Origin of the sequence: Alteribacillus persepolensis, assembly GCF_900099605.1 — a bacterium.
In the GTDB taxonomy this organism is placed as follows: Bacteria; Bacillota; Bacilli; order Bacillales; family Marinococcaceae; genus Alteribacillus; species Alteribacillus persepolensis.
The window spans coordinates 34,861-54,654 of the sequence record NZ_FNDK01000006.1; the positions used below are offsets into that span (position 1 = coordinate 34,861).

Annotated in this window: 22 protein-coding genes and 1 other annotated feature; all 22 genes read left to right on the top strand. The window is 41.5% G+C overall.

Annotated features, from left to right (window positions below; all coding sequences use genetic code 11):
- The first annotated feature begins 10 nt into the window (after positions 1-10).
- The 22 genes from deoC to rpoD all read left to right on the top strand — a co-directional run bounded on the left by deoC (position 11) and on the right by rpoD (position 19,737).
- Positions 11-676, top strand: a complete 666-nt coding sequence (deoC, locus tag BLT18_RS06660; protein WP_091272369.1) for a deoxyribose-phosphate aldolase — start codon at positions 11-13, stop codon at positions 674-676.
- Positions 677-872: 196 nt separating this feature from the next.
- Positions 873-1,046 (top strand): 30S ribosomal protein S21, encoded by a 174-nt coding sequence (gene rpsU, locus BLT18_RS06665; RefSeq protein WP_091272371.1) that lies wholly within the window; start codon positions 873-875, stop codon positions 1,044-1,046.
- A gap of 17 nt (positions 1,047-1,063) precedes the next feature.
- Positions 1,064-1,510, top strand: a complete 447-nt coding sequence (locus tag BLT18_RS06670) for a GatB/YqeY domain-containing protein (RefSeq protein ID WP_091272372.1) — start codon at positions 1,064-1,066, stop codon at positions 1,508-1,510.
- A gap of 377 nt (positions 1,511-1,887) precedes the next feature.
- Positions 1,888-3,219, top strand: coding sequence for an NfeD family protein (locus BLT18_RS06675; RefSeq protein WP_091272374.1), 1,332 nt, complete (start codon positions 1,888-1,890; stop codon positions 3,217-3,219).
- 18 nt (positions 3,220-3,237) lie between these two features.
- A complete protein-coding gene (gene floA / locus BLT18_RS06680) occupies positions 3,238-4,248 on the top strand; it encodes a flotillin-like protein FloA (RefSeq protein WP_091272375.1) in 1,011 nt (336 codons plus the stop codon).
- Positions 4,249-4,277: 29 nt separating this feature from the next.
- Positions 4,278-4,832, top strand: a complete 555-nt coding sequence (locus BLT18_RS06685) for a hypothetical protein (RefSeq protein ID WP_091272377.1) — start codon at positions 4,278-4,280, stop codon at positions 4,830-4,832.
- A 412-nt stretch (positions 4,833-5,244) separates the two neighbouring features.
- Positions 5,245-5,553 (top strand): sporulation protein YqfC, encoded by a 309-nt coding sequence (gene yqfC / locus BLT18_RS06690; protein ID WP_091272378.1) that lies wholly within the window; start codon positions 5,245-5,247, stop codon positions 5,551-5,553.
- Positions 5,546-6,727 (top strand): sporulation protein YqfD, encoded by a 1,182-nt coding sequence (gene yqfD, locus BLT18_RS06695; RefSeq protein ID WP_175487396.1) that lies wholly within the window; start codon positions 5,546-5,548, stop codon positions 6,725-6,727. Before yqfC ends, yqfD begins: the two co-directional genes overlap by 8 nt.
- Before the next feature lie 5 nt (positions 6,728-6,732).
- On the top strand, positions 6,733-7,722 hold the full coding sequence (locus BLT18_RS06700; RefSeq protein WP_091272381.1) for a PhoH family protein: 990 nt from the start codon (positions 6,733-6,735) through the stop codon (positions 7,720-7,722).
- 29 nt (positions 7,723-7,751) lie between these two features.
- Positions 7,752-8,213 (top strand): rRNA maturation RNase YbeY, encoded by a 462-nt coding sequence (gene ybeY / locus BLT18_RS06705; protein WP_091272383.1) that lies wholly within the window; start codon positions 7,752-7,754, stop codon positions 8,211-8,213.
- Positions 8,197-8,589 (top strand): diacylglycerol kinase family protein, encoded by a 393-nt coding sequence (locus tag BLT18_RS06710; protein ID WP_322787559.1) that lies wholly within the window; start codon positions 8,197-8,199, stop codon positions 8,587-8,589. The genes ybeY and BLT18_RS06710 overlap by 17 nt, the downstream gene beginning before the upstream one ends.
- A 24-nt stretch (positions 8,590-8,613) precedes the next feature.
- A complete protein-coding gene (locus tag BLT18_RS06715; protein WP_091272385.1) occupies positions 8,614-9,015 on the top strand; it encodes a cytidine deaminase in 402 nt (133 codons plus the stop codon).
- Positions 9,008-9,913: a GTPase Era gene (gene era, locus BLT18_RS06720; protein WP_091272386.1), complete on the top strand. Its 906-nt coding sequence runs from the start codon at positions 9,008-9,010 to the stop codon at positions 9,911-9,913. Before BLT18_RS06715 ends, era begins: the two co-directional genes overlap by 8 nt.
- 135 nt (positions 9,914-10,048) lie before the next feature.
- On the top strand, positions 10,049-10,189 hold the full coding sequence (locus BLT18_RS06725; protein ID WP_139184717.1) for a YqzL family protein: 141 nt from the start codon (positions 10,049-10,051) through the stop codon (positions 10,187-10,189).
- Between the two features lie 30 nt (positions 10,190-10,219).
- Positions 10,220-10,984, top strand: a complete 765-nt coding sequence (gene recO / locus BLT18_RS06730; protein WP_091272573.1) for a DNA repair protein RecO — start codon at positions 10,220-10,222, stop codon at positions 10,982-10,984.
- Positions 10,985-11,048: 64 nt separating this feature from the next.
- Positions 11,049-11,223: a binding site (T-box leader), on the top strand.
- Between the two features lie 64 nt (positions 11,224-11,287).
- Positions 11,288-12,181 (top strand): glycine--tRNA ligase subunit alpha, encoded by an 894-nt coding sequence (gene glyQ / locus BLT18_RS06735; protein WP_091272389.1) that lies wholly within the window; start codon positions 11,288-11,290, stop codon positions 12,179-12,181.
- Complete coding sequence (gene glyS / locus BLT18_RS06740; RefSeq protein ID WP_091272391.1) at positions 12,171-14,258, top strand: glycine--tRNA ligase subunit beta; 2,088 nt, start codon at positions 12,171-12,173, stop codon at positions 14,256-14,258. Before glyQ ends, glyS begins: the two co-directional genes overlap by 11 nt.
- A 124-nt stretch (positions 14,259-14,382) precedes the next feature.
- Complete coding sequence (locus BLT18_RS06745) at positions 14,383-15,027, top strand: helix-turn-helix transcriptional regulator (protein WP_091272392.1); 645 nt, start codon at positions 14,383-14,385, stop codon at positions 15,025-15,027.
- 39 nt (positions 15,028-15,066) lie between these two features.
- On the top strand, positions 15,067-15,870 hold the full coding sequence (locus BLT18_RS06750) for a pyruvate, water dikinase regulatory protein (protein ID WP_407639922.1): 804 nt from the start codon (positions 15,067-15,069) through the stop codon (positions 15,868-15,870).
- A 280-nt stretch (positions 15,871-16,150) separates the two neighbouring features.
- The gene (locus tag BLT18_RS06755; protein ID WP_091272395.1) at positions 16,151-16,612 is read left to right on the top strand and encodes a YaiI/YqxD family protein; all 462 of its coding nucleotides are present in this window, start codon (positions 16,151-16,153) and stop codon (positions 16,610-16,612) included.
- Positions 16,613-16,646: 34 nt separating this feature from the next.
- Positions 16,647-18,473: a DNA primase gene (gene dnaG, locus BLT18_RS06760; RefSeq protein ID WP_091272397.1), complete on the top strand. Its 1,827-nt coding sequence runs from the start codon at positions 16,647-16,649 to the stop codon at positions 18,471-18,473.
- A gap of 145 nt (positions 18,474-18,618) precedes the next feature.
- A complete protein-coding gene (rpoD, locus tag BLT18_RS06765) occupies positions 18,619-19,737 on the top strand; it encodes an RNA polymerase sigma factor RpoD (RefSeq protein ID WP_091272398.1) in 1,119 nt (372 codons plus the stop codon).
- Positions 19,738-19,794: the final 57 nt, after the last annotated feature.

Consider the following 19,794-nt stretch of genomic DNA (forward strand, 5'->3'; position numbering starts at 1 on the left):
ATTTGCGCCCATGGATGTAGCACGTTTCATTGATCACACATTGCTAAAACCAGAGGCTACGGCTGAGCAGGTTGCTGCATTATCAAAAGAAGCAAAAGAGTTTGGATTTGCGTCTGTTTGTATCCAACCTTCGATGGTAGAAGCTGCATATGAGATATTACACGACTCAGATGTAAAAGTATGCACAGTGATAGGATTTCCTTTAGGCGCTACATTGCCTGAAGTCAAAGCTTTTGAAACGAAAGCCGTCATTGAAAATGGCGCCAGGGAAGTAGATATGGTGATTAATATCGGAGCCTTGAAAAGCGGTGATGACAAGCTCGTAAAATCGGATATAGAAGCGGTGGCAGAAGCTGCAAAAGATAAAGCGCTTGTAAAAGTGATTATTGAAACAGCACTGCTGACAGATGAAGAAAAACAAAGGGCATGTCGTATCGCAGTAGAGGCAGGCGCAGATTTTGTAAAAACATCCACAGGATTTGCTGGCGGCGGAGCAGCAGTGGAAGACGTCCAATTAATGAAACAAACAGTTGGTGACAAAGCAAAAGTGAAAGCCAGCGGCGGTGTGCGCGATAAAGAGACAGCTTTGAAAATGATAGAGGCGGGCGCAGAGCGTATTGGTACGAGCTCCGGCACGTCCATTGCTGCAGGCGAAACCGGGAGCAGCGAATATTAAATAAAACAGGGAAAACATAAGTGATTTATTGATTTTTTGCCGGTTTTGTTTTATACTTTGATAAAATGGCCAATATGTCTTAAAGCATACACCTTTTGTCGTTATGCCTCCAGTATGATTAAATAAGCGTGATTCACTTATGCTGGTATGGAGATAGACGTTTGGCTGTACTGGTTGTTCGGAGGGAGGGAATCATATGGCTGAGACCCGTGTTCGTAAGAACGAAAACATTGACGCCGCTCTTCGCCGTTTTAAGCGTTCGCTTTCCAAAGAAGGAACGCTCCAAGAAGTTCGTAAGCGCAAGCATTACGAAAAGCCGAGCGTAAAGCGTAAGAAGAAGTCAGAAGCGGCACGTAAACGAAAATTCTAAGAGAGGATGCTTGTACACTGGAACTCATCGATCGTTTAAATGAAGATATGAAAAGTGCTCTGAAGGCTAGAGATAAGAAGCGGCTTTCTGTAATTCGCGGAGTTAAATCTTCCCTTCAAAATGAGTCCATTCAAAAAGGACGTTCATTGAATGAAGAAGAAGCAGTACATGTACTTCATCGTGAACAAAAGCAGAGGAAGGATTCCCTCCATGAGTTTAAGAAAGCTGGCCGGGAGGACTTGAAGAATGAGGTGGAAGAGGAATTACGTATTCTCTCTGAATATTTACCGGAACAGCTCGCGCAAGACGAATTGGAGACGTTAGTAAAACAAACGATTCAAGAAGTTGGAGCATCTTCAAAAAGCGATATGGGAAAAGTGATGTCTGCTTTAATGCCAAAAGTAAAAGGTAAAGCAGATGGAGCACAAGTGAACCAACTTGTAAAAAAGCATTTATCTTCTTAAAATGAAGAGCATCTCCTGAGTTGAGATGCTCTTTTTAATAGGCAGGAGAGGTATGAATATTTTGTACATTTTTGTTTTTCTCTTTTTTATTCAGCCATTTACGCCCTTAAGCGTACTGGCTTGTCCTTTGTAAATAAAGGAGGGGACATTTCTTAACTGTCTGATTGTTTTCTACGCTTCATTATCGTTTATGGCTGTGTCACTAGTATTTGTGAAAAATATAATTAACGAAAATAAACGTGAAACCAAGCTGGCGTTATTTCGTATATGAAGAAGAAGCCGTTCTAAGAGCAGCTGGGTGCCTTTTTGTCGTTTGATATACCCTTCGTAATAAGAGACTATATACATATGAACGAAAAAGGAAACGAGGGTGTGCCATGGGTAAACATCGTTTAAGAACAGCTTGGATATTATTATGGTTTTCAGTATTATTTGTCAGCTTGCAGCCGGTGGTTTTATCTCAGTCACCACAGGAGCAAACTGTATATGTCGTTCCTGTAGAGCAGACAGTAGAGAGAGGATTGGAAGCATTTCTTGAGCGCTCCGTAAATGAGGCTGAAAAGACAAATGCCGATCACATTATTTTTGAAATTGATACACCTGGCGGGGCTGTAGATGCAGCTGGGAATATTGCTTCCATTATAACGAATGCCTCGGTGCCAACAACCGCGTTCGTGACAGAGGAAGCGATGTCTGCAGGGGCTTTTATTGCATTAAATGCGAATAAAATTGCGATGGCTCCCGGAACGGAGATGGGAGCTGCCCAAGTAATAGATGGGTCTGGCAATGCAGCGGATGATAAAGCACAATCAGCCTGGATAGCAAATATGAAAAATGCAGCGGAACTAAATGAACGCAATCCTGTATATGCTATTGCGATGGCTGACCCTTCAATAGAATTGGAAGAGTACCGGGCTGGGGAGGGGAGTCTGCTATCATTGACAGCAAGCGAAGCAGTGGAAGTTGGCTATGCAGAATACGTTGTTGATGACAGGGAAGAACTGCTGCTGGAGCTGGGTTTAGAAGGTGCTGAAGTAGTGGAAGCAGACATCTCTCTAGCTGAGCATATTGCACGGTTTGTGACACATCCTGTGATTATCCCTATTCTTTTAAGTGTTGGCAGTTTAGGGTTGATTCTGGAATTATATTCACCAGGGTTTGGTATTCCAGGCATACTTGGGGCTTTGAGCTTATTCTTGTTTTTCTTTGGCCACGCCATTGCCGGGTTTGCAGGTTTGGAATCCATTGTTCTTTTTGTAGCAGGACTTATACTGCTAGCAATTGAAATCTTTGTCCCAGGTTTTGGAGTGTTTGGATTCCTGGGTATTGGCGCGATGATTGGCAGTATGATTCTAGCTTCTTTCTCTACGTTAAATATCGTCTTATCGATTTTAATTGCTGCGGTTGTTTCCATTGCTGCAGCAGCAATACTGTTTAAGACGTTTGGAATGAGAGGTCCGATGAAACGTCTTGTCCTTGAAGACTCTGTTACGACAGATGAAGGATATATATCAAATGTCAGCCGAAAAGAACTTATAGGTAAAACAGGGATAACGTTGACACCTTTACGTCCATCTGGTTCTATTAATGTAGACGAAGAACGGCTTGATGTCGTAACGGAAGGAGGATATGTTGATCAAGGAGAACAGGTCACCGTTGTCGATGTAGAAGGTTCACGAATTATTGTAAGGAAAGTGGAAGCAGATTAAGGGAGGAATGAAAAGAGTATGTCCATTGATTTAACATTAATTATTGTGTTAGCGCTAGTATTGATTGCATTAGCGGTACTGTTTACGTTTGTGCCGGTCATGCTGTGGATTTCTGCGCTGGCTGCTGGCGTAAAGATTGGTATTTTTCAATTAGTAGGAATGAGGCTTCGCCGCGTTATCCCGGCAAGAGTAGTTAATCCGTTGATTAAAGCGGAAAAAGCAGGGCTTGATATTGAATTAAATAAGCTAGAAGGCCATTACTTAGCGGGCGGTAACGTTGACAGAGTTGTCAATGCCCTTATTGCTGCTCAGCGTGCTAATATTGCATTAACATTTGAACGCTGCGCGGCGATTGATTTGGCAGGTCGTGACGTTTTAGAGGCAGTGCAGATGAGTGTTAACCCTAAAGTTATTGAGACGCCTTTTATTGCTGGTGTGGCAATGGATGGTATTGAAGTAAAGGCAAAAGCACGAATTACCGTCCGAGCCAACATTGACCGGCTTGTCGGTGGTGCTGGAGAAGACACTGTTATCGCAAGAGTTGGGGAAGGGATTGTTTCCACCATTGGTTCATCTGAAGATCATAAGGCAGTACTTGAAAATCCCGATATGATTTCACAAACTGTCTTGAAAAAAGGATTGGATTCTGGCACAGCATTTGAAATACTTTCTATTGATATTGCTGATATTGATATTGGGAAAAACATTGGTGCAGGCTTGCAGACAGATCAAGCAGAAGCTGACAAGAAAATTGCTCAAGCAAAAGCCGAAGAACGTCGTGCAATGGCTGTTGCACACGAACAAGAAATGAAAGCGAAAGTAGAAGAAATGCGTGCGAAAGTTGTAGAAGCAGAAGCAGAAGTACCGATGGCAATGGCTGAAGCTCTAAAATCAGGAAATCTTGGCGTTATGGATTACATGAATATTCAAAACGTCAGCGCCGATACTGATATGAGAGAGTCCATTGGAAAAGAAACAAAAAACAACGATGATGGATACAACAATCCAGGACCTACAAAGAACATGTAATGTAGCTTGAAGGAAGGGGGAAGTCACCCTTGGAAGCTATTTTGGAGTTAGTACTTAGTAATATCTTTTGGATTGCCTTATTAGTCGGGGGACTGATTTCTGTTTTCAATCGAAACAAAGATCAAGGTGAACAGCAACAAGGGAGAGAACAACGAAAGCCGCAAGATGAGAGAGAAATTGATTGGAAAAGTATTTTTCAACAAGAAGACGACACAAAAACAGATCAGAGGCGCCCGACTACACCTGTACCAGAGGCAGCATCTCAGCCGGCCGAAACAATGAAAAATGAACAAACCAGCCAGGCTCATGAGCAGTATCAGCAACAAATGGAGGAGTTAAGACAGAGGAAATTAGAGGCAGAAGAAAAGATAAAAAATATCGATACTTCTGTTGTCACCGATGCAGGAATTGGTAACAGTTCCTCAGAATCCTCCTCTTCGAATGAAAGTCATGCTTCCCGTGTTTTAGCGATGTCCAAACGAGACGTTATGAATGGCGTGATTTGGTCAGAAGTATTAGGAGAGCCTAAAGCCCGCCGGCTGCAGAAAAAGGCCGTATCAAAAGCGTACATGAAAAGAAGCTGAATCATCATGATTCGGCTTCTTTTTTTATGTTAACTAATAGAGAAGGGAAAACATGCCAGCATGGGTGAGTTAACGATGCCGTCGAGACGTTGAGGCAATCTGTATACGTGAGACAAGGCAGTTCGAGATCTGTTCTGTTCGGGCGTTGTCACGGGACGCACTTCCACAGCATGTGATGGCTTCTGCGTTGCGCACAAGATATATGTGTTCTTAGCAGAAGTTTTTTAAAACATTTCTGTTTTCTAAAATACGGAAATGTTGCAAAGTCTTTATCATAAGCTATGAACACGTTCTGAGCGAATAAAATCATGAAATCAGTAATTTGCATGGCTTGCTTGAGAGAGGTTTCACGATAAAGGTGATACACATTTCTTCTCTGTCATATGAATAGAATGAGAGAGGGGGCATGCCGATGTTTGACCGCTTTAAACAAAACGCTAAATATTGGGTAACCGGTAAAATGAATTTGCCAGAAGATGTACTCTTAGACGTGCCTCGTCTTACGATGATTGGACAGCTTCACCTGCATGTGGAGAATCATCGGGGAGTTCTTCATTTTTCAAAAGAGCTGGTACGGTTAAAGTTAACGTATGGAGAATTAGCAATAAAGGGTCATGACTTTGTTATAAAAACGATACTTCCTAACGAATTACTGCTAGAAGGCACGATTGATGAAGTTAGCTATTTAAATGACAAGGAAGCGGGAGGAATACATGAGTAAACAACATGGACCTTCTGATATTTTTGTGCAGGTTACTGGAAAACGCCCGGAATCGGTAATAAACGACAGTCTTCGTGAAGAGTTAATATTAAAAAACATTACCAAGTCAAGTGCGCAAACCATCGAATGCTTTATTACATCAGCTGATTTACCGAGATTAGAGCAAATAGCAGCAGATCACGATTGCAGCGTAGAAGTTATTCGAATATCACTTTTGGAAAAATGCGCGATCCTTATGAAAAAACGAGCAGGCTTTGTAGCTGGTATACTCCTTTTCACAGCAGCATTAATTCTTCTGTCGCAAATGGTGTGGAAAGTAGAAATTGAAGGAGCGCAGCCGGTGTTGCAGCACGAAATTGAAAAGAATTTAACGGATATGGGGGTTTCTAAAGGAGCATTTGCATTTTTGCTGCCTTCCCCTGAACAAATCCAAAAAGAAATATTAGAGAGGACAGACGGCACAACGTGGATAGGCGTCGAAAAAAGAGGGACAACCTATCATTTTGAAGTTGTGGAACAAACGCTGCCAGAAGAAGCGGAAGTACCGCCTCCAAGACACATTACCGCGAATAAAACAGCAGTTATTCATTCCATCTATGCAGAGCAAGGACAAGTCTTAGTAGATAGAAATCAATTAGTGCATGAAGGAGACATTTTAATATCAGGATTTATCGGCAAAGGGAAACACGCCAGGACAGTCGCAGCAAAAGGGGAAGTATTAGGGGAAACATGGTATAAAGTAACGGTTGATATACCAGTTAAGCCGAAAGCAGACACACTAACCGGACGCTCAGAAAGGAAGTATATCCTGGACATATTTGGCTTTGAGCTGCCTTTGTGGGGAATGGATGCGGATGAAGCATTTGATATTTTTAAAAAAACAAAAAATACCCATGATGCTGCGGTTTTTGGTTATACCCTTCCCATTGCCTGGAATGTTGAAACGTACCAAGAGAGCAGGCTGGTGAATCAGGCAGGATCCAAAAACGATGTTATAAAACAAGCAAAAAAAGCAGCTGAAAATAAAATAAAAAGTCAGTTAACTGGAAAAGCTGATATAAAGGAAGGGAAAATTTTGCACGAGGAGTCGCATAATGGTAAAGTAAAAATAGTGCTGCACTATCAAGTAATAGAAGAGATTACATCGGAAGTACCGATCATCCAAGGAGAATGAGATAATTGACAGAAAAGCAAGTTATTTCACTTCAGGTAAGCGACACAAACGAAACACAAATGTTATTTGGTCCCAACGATGTACACTTAAAGCGAATGGAAGAAAAGCTGGACGTTTCTATTATTACCAGAGGAGAATCGCTCATTGTGTCTGGTTCGAAAGAAACGGCTCAGTTAATAGAAGACGTCTTAGCAGCTTTAATAAAGATGCTTCGAAATGGGATGAAAATTTCAGAAAGAGATATTATTTATGCAATTCAGCTGGCCGAAGAAGATAAGCTGGACATGCTGGAAGAGTTGTATCAAGAAACAATTGCAGTAAATACAAAAGGCAAACCCATTGTTGTGAAAACACTTGGACAAAAGGAATATATAGATACCATACGAAACAAAGATTTGATTTTTGGTATTGGCCCAGCTGGTACAGGGAAAACGTATTTGGCGGTTATTATGGCAGTGAATGCTCTAAAAGATGGCCGCGTGAAGCGTATTGTGCTAACACGGCCGGCTGTAGAAGCAGGTGAAAGCCTTGGTTTCCTGCCCGGTGATTTGAAAGAAAAAGTAGATCCTTACTTAAGGCCGCTGTATGATGCACTCCACGATATTTTTGGAGTAGAGCACACAGCGAGGTTAATGGAGCGGGGAACGATTGAAATCGCCCCACTAGCTTATATGCGGGGCCGGACGTTAGAAGATGCTTTTGTTATTTTAGATGAGGCTCAAAACACAACAAAAGAACAAATCAAGATGTTTTTAACCCGTCTTGGCTTTGGTTCCAAAATGGTTGTAAATGGCGATTTAACACAAGTAGACCTGCCAAAAGGCCAGCAGTCCGGGTTGAAAAATGCCGTTGATATTTTAAAAACGATTCCAACAATTGGATTTGTTTATTTGCAGCCAACGGATGTTGTTCGGCATACGCTTGTCCAACAAATACTCGATGCCTATGATCAAGCGCAGCCAACTCGTTTTCCAAATAAAAATGATAAGCCATAGGGAAGACTTTTGGCATCTGGAGGAAAAGAATGAGTGTCATAATTGATTTTAACGATGAAACAAATACGCTTAGTGATCAAGATACAGCCTTAATGAAACAAGTTCTTCAAGCAGCTTGCAGACACGAAGATGTAGCGGAGGACTCTGAGTTATCCGTAACCGTTGTTGATAACGAAACAATACATGAAATGAATAACCAATACCGCGATGTCGATAAACCAACAGATGTTATTTCTTTTGCTTTAAATGATGAAGAAGAGCTTCCGGATGATATAGAAGTTCCTAACTTGCTTGGTGATATTGTTATCAGTATAGATAAAGCAAAGGAACAAGCAGAGTCCTATGGACATAGTGTAGAGCGGGAGCTTGGGTTTCTAGCTGTTCACGGTTGTTTGCATTTGTTAGGTTATACCCATGATACCGCGGAAGCAGAAAAAGATATGTTCAGCCGCCAAGAAACAATACTGAGTGAGTGTGGCCTTGAACGCTAAAAAGCAGATTTATTGGAGGCGGTTTATTCAATCGTTTCGATATGCTTCTCGCGGATTCATTTGTGCTGTAAAACAAGAACAAAACATGAAGCTGCACGTTGTATTTGCTGTGATTGTGATTGGCATGGCTTTCGTGTTGAAGGTTCCACTAACACATTGGCTGGTGCTCATCGCAGTTATTGGTGTGGTGTTTGCGCTAGAGCTTATCAACACAGCGCTTGAGAGAACAGTAGATCTGGTGACAGACGAATACCATCCGCTGGCAGAACAGGCGAAAGATATTGCTGCTGCAGCGGTTTTCGTGTTTAGTATTGCCGCAGTTATTATTGGAATGTTAATTTTTTATGAACCATTGATATCTTTGTTTGCAACGTAAATATGGAAAGGGGACACAAAAGCAATGACCGAAAAAGAGCTGCTTAAAGCAGCAGTGGACGCACGAAACCAAGCATACGTGCCTTATTCGAATTTTCCCGTAGGAGCGGCTGCAGTCAGTGGAACAAATGACGTTTTCACAGGCTGTAATATTGAGAATGCTTCGTACGGTCTTTCTAATTGTGCCGAGAGAACAGCCATTTTTAAGGCGGTAAGTGAAGGGAACCAGAATGTACAAACACTTGCTGTTGTCGCTGATACAGATGATCCTGTTTCACCTTGCGGAGCTTGCCGGCAAGTATTATCGGAATTTTTAGCTCCGTCTGCGAAAGTCATACTAGGGAATATGAAAGGGGATATGAAGATAGTTACGGTACATGAACTATTGCCTGGAGCATTTCAAGCGGAGGATTTTCAAGATGAGTAATAATACATTTAAATCAGGATTTGCTGCGTTGATTGGTCGTCCGAATGCAGGAAAATCAACGTTATTGAACCACATTATCGGTGAAAAAATCGCAATTATGAGTGACAAGCCGCAAACAACGAGAAATAAAATCCAGGGAGTTTACACGAGTAATACCGCGCAGGTCGTATTTATTGATACTCCTGGCATACATAAGCCAAAACATAAACTCGGCGATTTTATGGTTAGGTCAGCTATTCAGTCGTTAGAAGAAGTGGATATCGTTTTGTTTCTCGTGGACGCATCAGAAAAATACGGTCCAGGCGAAGAATTCATCGTTAATAAATTAAAAGAAACGTCGACCCCGGTTTTTTTGGTTATAAACAAAGTGGATCAAGTGCATCCTGATGCACTGCTTGAAAAGATTGAAGAATATCGGAAGCGGCATGAATTTGCTGAGATTATACCTGTTTCTGCTCTCAATGGGAATAATGTATCGACTCTTTTAGAGCAAGTGACTGGCTATTTGGAAGAAGGGCCGCAATATTACCCAGAAGATCAAATAACTGACCATCCAGAACGTTTTGTTATTAGCGAATTAGTACGTGAAAAAGTTCTGCACCTAACGACGCAAGAAGTTCCTCACTCGATTGCTGTTAGCGTAGAACAAATGAAAGAACGGGAAAATGGAGCTGTCTATATCGGCTGTGTGATTGTTGTAGAACGCTCTTCTCAAAAAGGGATTATTATTGGAAAGCAAGGCCGGATGTTAAAAGAGATTGGACAGAGGGCACGGGAAGACATCCAAAACTTGCTGGGTTCGAATGTTTTTTTAGATGTATGGGTGAAAGTTCAAAAAGATTGGAGAAACAGCCAGCGTCAGTTGAACGAACACGGATATACAGAAGAAGATTATTAACTGTGAAACATACAGCACATCGGAATTGCCTTTGATGATGCCAAGACAGAAAGGCAAAAATTACAGGTCATGCTTTAATGAAAAAATGCCATTCTAATAATAACAGCAATTATGCTGGGGAAAGGGTGGCTTACCATGTTTGAAGACCGTAATTTTTCTTGGAATTATTTTTTTATGACAGGAAATATTCATGCATATCTTTTAACTAAAGCACAAGAACAGGCAGAGCATATGGATGAAGAAGAGATGCGTCTTCATCAGGAGGAAGAGGAGTAGACAATGCGATGCTTGTAAGGAATGAAAGCCATGCTCGAAAAAGCAGAAGGAATTGTTTTGCGGACAATTGCTTATGGGGAAAACAACGTGATACTGCGAATATATACCCGGGAAGCTGGGAAAATCTCGGTAATGGCTCGTGGGGCCAAAAAGCCTAAAAATAAACTTTCAGCTGCTGCCCAGCCCTTTGTATATGGGATGTTTCTTTATTATAAGGGTTCGGGGATGAGTACGTTAAGCCAAGGTGATAACATCGATTCGTTTCGTATTATTCGAGATGATATTGTGAAAACAGCGTATGCCTCGTATATGTCTGAACTGTTAGACAAACTAACGGATGAGAAAGAAAGAAACCCTTATTTATTTGAGTTGTTTTTGCAATTGCTGCAAAAAATGAACGAAGATGATGATCCTGAGGTGTTAACGAGAATATTTGAAACAAAAATGATGCAGCAAGCCGGAATTACGCCTGAATTAAATCAATGTGTGCGTTGTAAGCGAAAAGAAGGAACTTTTAGTTTTTCTGTTAAAGAGGCAGGATTTTTATGTCATCACTGTAAAGGCATAGATGAATACCGGTTTGATATCCATCAAAAAACGGTGCAGCTGTTGCGGACGTTTTTCTACATGGATATGAAGCGTCTTGGAAATGTTGCCTTAAAACAATCCACCAAAACAGAGTTGAGGCAGGTATTACAAACATACTATGATGAATACACGGGGATCTTTCTGAAGTCAAGAAGGTTTCTCGAACAGATGGAAAACTGGAGCATGAAGACAGACGACAAACCTTGACACGTGTATGATGATTGAGTATCATGCTAATATAAATGTCAACATCCAGAAGTGTCAAATAAAATAAGATGCGGCGATGGAAAGTAGTAGTTGCCCCCATGTTTATTTAGCGAACGCAGGATGGTGAAAGCTGCGTTAAACAAGGTAATGAAGGCGTTCCGGAGCAACAATAACAAAGCGGCTTGGCTTGTTACGGTCAAGCAAATAGGGTGGAACCGCGGGTGATTCCCGTCCCTATACTAGTTAGATACTAGTATAGGGACGGGATTTTTGTTTGAGGGACGTTTATTAAGGAGGGATTGTATGAATATACAAGAAATGATATTAACGCTCCAAAATTTTTGGGCGAAACAGAATTGTTTAATTATGCAGGCTTATGATGTAGAAAAAGGCGCCGGGACGATGAATCCGATGACGTTTTTAAGAAGTATCGGACCGGAGCCTTGGAATGTGGCATATGTGGAGCCGTCCAGGCGCCCGGCTGATGGAAGGTATGGTGAAAACCCAAACCGGCTGTATCAGCACCATCAGTTCCAAGTGATTATGAAACCGTCTCCTAAAAATATTCAGGAGTTGTATTTGGAGAGTTTGAAAGAGCTGGGCATTAACCCTGATGAACATGATATTCGTTTTGTCGAAGATAACTGGGAAGCTCCGACACTAAGTGCATGGGGACTTGGCTGGGAAGTATGGCTTGATGGCATGGAAATCACCCAGTTTACGTACTTCCAGCAAGTGGGCGGCATTGACGCCAATCCTGTTGCCGTAGAAATTACATACGGAATTGAACGGCTTGCATCGTATATTCAAGATAAAGAAAATGTGTTTGATTTAATCTGGGTAGACGATTTCACGTATGGGGATGTGTTTGGACAGCCCGAATATGAACATTCGAAGTATACGTTTGAAACAGCAGACCACCATATGCTATTTGAAGAATTCAGCACGTATGAAAAAGAAGCAGAAAGAGCCATTGAACAACAATTAGTCTTTCCTGCGTACGATTACGTGTTAAAATGCTCTCACGTTTTTAATTTGCTCGATGCAGGTGGTGCTATTTCTGTGACAGAACGGACAGGCTACATTGGGCGCGTACGGAATCTGGCTAGAAAGTGTGCGTCTGCATACTATGAAAAACGAGAACAGCTTGGTTTTCCAATGTTAAATAAAAAGGAGGCGAAACATCTTGAGCAATAGAGACTTTTTATTAGAGATAGGGCTTGAGGAAATGCCGGCTCGGTTTGTGACCGATGCAATGAATCAGTTGAAAGATTCATTAAGCAAGTGGCTCGACGATAACCGCCTTCCTTTTTCGTCCATTGAAGCTTTCTCTACCCCTCGTCGTTTGGCAATTCGTGTGAATGAATTGACAGAAAAACAACCGGATATTACCGAGGAAGCAAAAGGGCCTGCAAAGAATATTGCTATGGATGAAAACGGGGAATGGACAAAAGCTGCACGTGGATTTGCAAAAGGGCAGAATATTAATGTCGATGACTTATATGTTAAAGAAGTAAAAGGAACAGAATACGTGTTTGCCAACAAAGAAATTAAAGGAAAGACAGCTGCAGAGCTGTTGACAGGCATGGAGTCACTAATTACCCACTTGCACTTCCCGAAGAATATGCGCTGGGGTTCTTATTCATTAAAATATGTACGTCCGATTCATTGGATTGTCGCTCTGTTTGGTGAGGAAGTGATTCAAATAGACATTACTGATGTGAAGAGCGGACGTCAATCTTATGGACACAGGTTTTTAGGAAGTGCTGCAGACCTTACGGCTCCTGCCAATTATGAAGAACAGCTATTAAACCAATACGTGGTTGTTCGTCCAGATGAGAGAAAACAAATGATCCGCCAGCAAATAGAAGAAGTTGCGAGCCAAAAAAACTGGCACGTGAAAGTAGAGGAAGAGCTGCTAGAGGAAGTCAACAACTTAGTCGAGTATCCAACAGTATTTTATGGGGCGTTTGATGAAGAGTTTTTGCGTATTCCAGAAGAAGTGTTAATCACCTCTATGCGTGAACACCAACGATATTTTCCAGTTGCAGATACTTCGGGCACCTTGCTTCCATACTTTATCGGTGTGCGAAATGGAAACGAAGCGCATTTGGATAACGTTCGCAAAGGGAATGAAAAAGTACTAAGAGCCCGCTTATCGGATGCAGACTTTTTCTATCAAGAAGATCAGCAGTTAAAATTGGACGATGCAGTTGAAAAGCTGAATCACATTGTGTTCCAGGAGGAGCTCGGCACGATTGGTGATAAAGTACGCCGTCTTACAGAGGTTGCTCCTGATTTTGCTGACAAGCTGAACCTTGATGAAAAAGAAAAGCAGGATGTGAAGAGAGCAGCGTATCTGTCCAAGTTTGATTTAGTGACGTTAATGGTAGATGAATTTTCCGAGCTGCAAGGAATTATGGGGGAAAAATATGCACGGATGGCTGGTGAAAATGAAACGGTAGCTGCTGCGATAAAAGAACATTATCAGCCTCGTCATGCAAAAGATCATGTGCCGCAATCCGTTACTGGCGCGGTACTGGCTTTAGCTGAAAAGCTGGATACCATTGCGGCATGCTTTAGCATCGGCTTAATTCCAACCGGTTCACAAGACCCCCATGGATTAAGAAGACAAGCTGCTGGTATTGTCCACATTTTATTCGAACATAACGTTTATGCCAGCTTAAAAGAATTAATAAAGACATCGCTTGATTGCCTTGAAAACGCGGGTATACTCAGTCGAAACAAATCAGAAGTGATGACAGATATGCTGGCCTTTTTTGAATTACGTCTGAAAAACATTCTGTCAGAACGCAAGGTTCGCTATGATGTGGGAGATGCCGTTTTAGAAAACGTTGGAGAGCCAGTTGTATTAACAGTAAAAAAAGCGGAATTTCTGCAGCAAAAATTAGCAGATGAGCACTTTAAAGAGACGGTAGAAGCGTTAAGCAGGGTAACAAATATTGCTAAAAAGCAAGCCAATTTCTCAAACCGTATTGATACAGATTTGTTTCAAGAGCCCAAAGAGCGGCAATTGTATGATGCATATGCGGCATTGCAGAAAGAGCTCCCTCAGAAGTTAACAGAGGTTGATGTGCGTGGGGCATTTGCTCTGCTTGATGAGCTGCAAGGAACCATTAACGAGTATTTTGATCACGTCATGGTAATGAGTGACGATAAGCAAGTAAAAGAAAACCGCTTGGCACAAATGAAACAATTGTCTGTGGAAATACATCGTTTTGCTGACTTCCAACAGATCGTGTTCTCCTCCTGATAAGTAAATCGATGGTCATGCGTTGATGTAATAAGATATAATGAAAGAAAGAATAAGTAGAATCTCTCCTTTCTGACCAGCGCATTCATATGATGTTCTCACTGCAGGGAGAGATCGTAAGGCGGTGGTGACGATCGAACTTACAGGAAGACAAGAAGAAATTTTAGGGATTGTCAAAGACAGCGGACCGATTACTGGTGAGAAGATTGCAGAAAAGCTGTCTTTAACAAGAGCCACGTTAAGACCAGATCTAGCCATTTTAACAATGGCCGGATTTTTGGATGCACGTCCGCGTGTCGGGTACTTTTATACAGGAAAAACTGGATCTCAGCTGTTAACAGAAAAAGTTAAAAAATTAACCGTTCAGGATTATCAATCGATTCCAATTGTCGTCAATGAATCGAGTTCTGTTTATGATGCGATATGCACGATGTTTTTAGAAGACGTTGGTACACTGTTTGTTGTGGATAAAAATGCATATTTAACAGGTATTTTATCCAGGAAAGACTTGTTACGAGCAAGTATTGGAAAACAGGACCTTGAATCGATGCCTGTAAGCATCATTATGACAAGGATGCCTAATATTACGGTTTGTGAAAAAGATGATCTTGTGATTGAAGTTGCCAATAAACTCATTGAAAAGCAAATTGATGCATTACCTGTAGTAAAGAAGAAAGATTCTGCTAACCACTTAGAAGTGGTCGGCAGAATCACAAAAACAAATATAACAAAAGTGCTAGTAGATTTATCACACGATCAACTCCTGTAGATAATGACTTGGAGAAGGAGGGGGATGGCGAACGTGAGCATTCAGCGTCCCATTGTATACGTTGTGTCTGATTCTGTTGGAGAAACAGCAGAATTAGTAGTTAAGGCTGCTGCCAGCCAATTTGGCGAACAAGGAATGGAAATTCGGCGCATTCCATATGTGGAAGATGAACATACGATTAATGAAGTAGTGGAACTGGCGAAAGAAGTACAGGCAATGATTGCTTACACTCTTGTTATTCCGGAAAAAAGCCAGTATCTGTTAGCAAAAGCTAAGGAGGCTGGGGTTGAAACCGTAGATATTATTGGGCCAGTGCTTAATAAAATGGTCAAGGCCACTGGAAAACAGCCAAAATATGAACCTGGTTTAGTGTATCGCTTGGATGAGGATTACTTTAGAAAAGTTGAAGCCATTGAGTTTGCTGTGAAATACGACGATGGCAGAGATCCAAGCGGGATTATTCGTGCAGATATTGTTTTAATCGGCGTTTCTCGCACATCGAAAACGCCTTTGTCACAATACTTAGCGCATAAACGCTTGAAGGTGGCAAATGTTCCGCTTGTTCCGGAGGTAGAACCTCCAGAAGAATTGTTCAAAATATCTCCTAAGAAATGTATTGGGCTGCGTATTAGTCCGGAGAAGTTGAACGATATTCGGACAGAACGATTAAAAGCATTGGGACTGAAAGCAGAAGCCAATTATGCAAAGCTGGAACGTATTAAAGAAGAGCTCGAATACTCCGAAAAGGTGATGGAAAAAATCGGATGCACCATTATTGATGTTTCCAGCAAAGCAGTAGAAGAGACCGCTAACCTTATTTCCAATATGTTTCAAAAAAATTAATAGAGAAGCTGCTCGATGCAAAGGGCAGCTTTTATTGCACTGGCAGGAAAATATCAATTAGCATGGGTGAATCATTAGTGTTGTCAACATGTTGAGAAAATCAGTATAAGTGCAGCTAGGTAACTGTCTGCGCTTAAAGGCTTGGCGCTGGCCAAGTTTTCTTTATGGTTTTTTAAAAAAAGATGGTTTATAATGAAGTATTGTGTGAAAAAATTGAATAGGCTCGAATTTGATGTAAAAACATCCAATGAAATAGCAGGATTTTGTTTAATGTTGTCGAATGGTAAGGAAAGGACGAACCGTTATCGTTATTTTTACAGATGCAGACGCATGCCCGGTTAAGGCAGATATTGACCGGATTGCGCAATCGTATCAAATAGCGTCATATTTTGTGTTTACTTTTTCTCATATCTCATCAGCAGAGTATTATTCAAAAAGCATCATGTTGGATGCTGAACCAGAAGCTGTTGATATGTATATTATTAATCATGTAAAAGCTGGTGATGTTGTTATTACCCAGGATAATGGTCTTGCGGCAGTGGCGTTGCAAAAAGAGGCCGTTGTCTTATCGCCAAGAGGCCGGCAATTTCAAAGCCATGAAATTGATGGACTTTTACTGAGTAGATACGAGGGGATTCAAATGAAAAGAGGAAAAGTAAAGAGAAAAAGCACATCTTCGTTTTCACGCAAAGACAGAGAAAGGTTTGTCCATGCGCTAACAACATGTTTAACAAACGTATAGTTAAACATCTCAATCAAAGAGGGGGTTCAGCTGCTTGGCACCACATATACCAGATGAAACGGTTGCTGAAATCCGTCAGTCTCTTGATATTGTAGATATTATCAGTGAATACATGCAGTTAAAAAAACAAGGAAAGCATTATACGGGGTTGTGCCCGTTTCATGGGGAAAAAACGCCCTCCTTTTCTGTCACCCCCGATAAACAACTGTATCATTGTTTTGGCTGCGGAGCAGGCGGAAACGTGTTTACCTTTGTTATGGAAATGGAAAGTATTACGTTTGTAGAGGCGGCAAGTACTCTGGCAAAAAAAGCGGGAATAGCTGTCCCGGAAATAGGTTATTCTAATGCGGGAAAAACGCGTTCTTCGAGCGAAAACAGACAAAAAGAGGGACACCATCTTGCTGCAAGGTTTTATCACCACCTCTTAATAAATACGGAACAGGGAAAAGCAGCTTATGATTATTTAATTGCACGTGGATTTTCTCATGATATGCTTGAGCGTTTTCAACTTGGTTTTTCTCCGGACCAGCCTCAGGTAATGAAAGGTTTACTGGATAAAAGAGGGTACAACCTCGAAGAAATGGAAGAAGCCGGACTGCTTTTGCGGCAAGAGTCCAATTGGGAGCTAAAAGACAGATTTGTAAATAGAATCATGTTTCCTATCCATGATGTGCAAGGTCAGGTAATTGGATTTGGCGGAAGGGTACTTGGTGATGGAGAGCCAAAGTATTTAAACAGTCCGGAAACCCCAGTGTTTAAAAAAAATGAAACATTATACGGGCTGCATTTGGCACGCCAGCACATTCGTAAACGAAATGAAGCTGTTTTGTTTGAAGGGTATGCAGATGTGATTGCCGCAGCAAACGCAGGTATTTTAAATGCCATCGGGTCATTGGGTACTTCATTAACGGAAAGACAAGCTAAGATCATTCGCCGGCACACCGAACGTGTTATTCTTTGTTTCGATGGTGATAATGCTGGACAGCAAGCGGCTAGAAAAGCGGCAGATATTTTAGAACAGCAAGGATTAACGGTTTATGTTGCACTTTTGCCAGATCAATTGGATCCTGATGATTATTTGAAAACGTATGGAGCAGATCAATTTAAAACGGAGATCATCGATGGCGCTTTTCCTTTGATGACTTTTAAAATGCGTTTTTTAAAAAGGGGCAGAAACCTTCAAGATGAAGGAGAAAAACTACAATACATCGAAGAAGTATTAAAAGAAGTAACGAATTTGCCAAAAGCAATCGAGCGCGATGTTTACTTGAGACAACTAGCAGAAGAGTTTTCATTATCATTCGATGCACTAAAACAAGAACAGTTCCGGATTTACAAAGAGTCGGAGCGCGATTACAAAAAGAGACGCAATCAGTCACAGCAAAGTGACATGAGAAAACGCTGGGGACTGGAGTCATACCAAAACAAGCGGCTGCTCCCTGCTTATGAAAACGCAGAACGAATCTTGCTTCATCATATGATGAGGAATGCTGATGTATGTGAGATGGTGCAGGAAAAGGTTGGCGGGGATTTTAACGTTGATTCCCATATTGCTATTGCTGCTCATTTATATGCATACTACACGAAAGGATACGAATCTGATCCTAGTCAATTTATTAATCAGCTGCAAGATGCTGATTTAATACAAAAGGCGTCAGAAATCGCAATGCTTGACATAAATAGACAGCTGTCAGAAAATGAATTGGCTGACTACATTCAACAGATTAAGAATTATCCAAAATGGGTAGAAATAGAAGAAATAGAACAAAAAATGAAAGAAGCTGAGAAAAAACACGATTATCAATTAGCTGTGAAGCTTGCCACAGAAATTGTTGACATGAAAAAAGCTTTAAAAAAATAAAATCGTTAAAGTACGTGTAAAAGTCAGGCATGACCTGATGCGCAAGCGAAGCCCTTTTCATTTAAACAATGAACGAGGAAGCCTCTGTGATAAACAGATGGATGTGTATAGATAAGTGGTGTGAAGAATGGAAGGAGGGGATCGAATGGCTGAGAAACCAACACGCCCGTTGGCGGAAGGTGAAATGTCTATCGATCAAGTCAAAGAACAACTAGTGGAGAGCGGGAAAAAGCGAGGAGTTTTATCCTATGCTGAAATTACGGAAAAACTAGCCCCTTATGACCAAGATTCGGAACAAATGGACGAGTTTTTTGAGTATTTGGGAGAGCAAGGGATTGATTTGCTGAATGAAGGGGAAGAAGTCCCTAGCATGGAACAAGTAGAGAAAGAAGAGGAGGAGCTGGATTTAAACGATTTAAGCGTCCCGCCAGGTATCAAAATAAATGACCCTGTGCGAATGTATCTAAAAGAAATCGGCAGAGTTCCTCTGTTGTCTGCAGAAGAGGAAATCACATATGCCAAGCAGATTGAAGAAGGCGATGAAGAAGCAAAGCGCCGTTTAGCGGAAGCAAACCTTCGACTCGTCGTGTCTATTGCAAAGAGATATGTTGGACGCGGCATGCTGTTTTTAGATTTAATCCAAGAAGGTAATATGGGCCTCATCAAAGCTGTAGAAAAGTTTGATTACAATAAAGGGTATAAATTTAGTACGTATGCGACGTGGTGGATTCGCCAAGCGATTACGCGCGCGATTGCCGACCAGGCCCGTACTATTCGTATTCCAGTTCATATGGTGGAAACAATTAATAAGCTGATCAGGGTACAGCGGCAGCTTCTTCAAGATTTAGGGCGTGAGCCGACTCCAGAAGAAGTGTCGAAAGAAATGGATTTAACTCCTGATAAAGTCCGGGAAATTCTTAAAATTGCTCAAGAGCCGGTATCATTAGAAACACCAATTGGTGAAGAAGACGATTCCCATCTTGGTGATTTTATTGAAGACCAGGAAGCACTGGCACCTTCAGATGCTGCGGCATATGAGCTGTTAAAAGAACAATTAGAAGATGTGTTAGATACACTGACAGATAGAGAAGAAAATGTGTTGCGGCTTCGTTTCGGGCTTGATGACGGAAGAACGCGCACGTTGGAAGAAGTAGGAAAAGTTTTTGGGGTTACAAGAGAGAGAATCCGTCAAATTGAAGCCAAGGCTTTGCGGAAATTACGTCATCCAAGCCGCAGCAAACGCTTAAAAGACTTTCTTGATTAATGTGATGTCAAAAAAGATGGATTGTCTCACGTGCATGCGGGGCAATCCTTTTCTTTA

Coding starts and splice junctions, on each gene's coding strand:
- deoC (WP_091272369.1), top strand. CDS start 11: ATGGATGTAGCACGTTTCATTGATCACACATTGCTAAAACCAGAGGCT.
- era (WP_091272386.1), top strand. CDS start 9,008: ATGAGTAATAATACATTTAAATCAGGATTTGCTGCGTTGATTGGTCGT.
- BLT18_RS06675 (WP_091272374.1), top strand. CDS start 1,888: ATGGGTAAACATCGTTTAAGAACAGCTTGGATATTATTATGGTTTTCA.
- ybeY (WP_091272383.1), top strand. CDS start 7,752: ATGAGTGTCATAATTGATTTTAACGATGAAACAAATACGCTTAGTGAT.
- yqfC (WP_091272378.1), top strand. CDS start 5,245: ATGTTTGACCGCTTTAAACAAAACGCTAAATATTGGGTAACCGGTAAA.
- floA (WP_091272375.1), top strand. CDS start 3,238: ATGTCCATTGATTTAACATTAATTATTGTGTTAGCGCTAGTATTGATT.
- glyQ (WP_091272389.1), top strand. CDS start 11,288: ATGAATATACAAGAAATGATATTAACGCTCCAAAATTTTTGGGCGAAA.
- BLT18_RS06725 (WP_139184717.1), top strand. CDS start 10,049: ATGTTTGAAGACCGTAATTTTTCTTGGAATTATTTTTTTATGACAGGA.
- BLT18_RS06755 (WP_091272395.1), top strand. CDS start 16,151: ATGGTAAGGAAAGGACGAACCGTTATCGTTATTTTTACAGATGCAGAC.
- recO (WP_091272573.1), top strand. CDS start 10,220: ATGCTCGAAAAAGCAGAAGGAATTGTTTTGCGGACAATTGCTTATGGG.
- rpsU (WP_091272371.1), top strand. CDS start 873: ATGGCTGAGACCCGTGTTCGTAAGAACGAAAACATTGACGCCGCTCTT.
- yqfD (WP_175487396.1), top strand. CDS start 5,546: ATGAGTAAACAACATGGACCTTCTGATATTTTTGTGCAGGTTACTGGA.
- BLT18_RS06715 (WP_091272385.1), top strand. CDS start 8,614: ATGACCGAAAAAGAGCTGCTTAAAGCAGCAGTGGACGCACGAAACCAA.
- rpoD (WP_091272398.1), top strand. CDS start 18,619: ATGGCTGAGAAACCAACACGCCCGTTGGCGGAAGGTGAAATGTCTATC.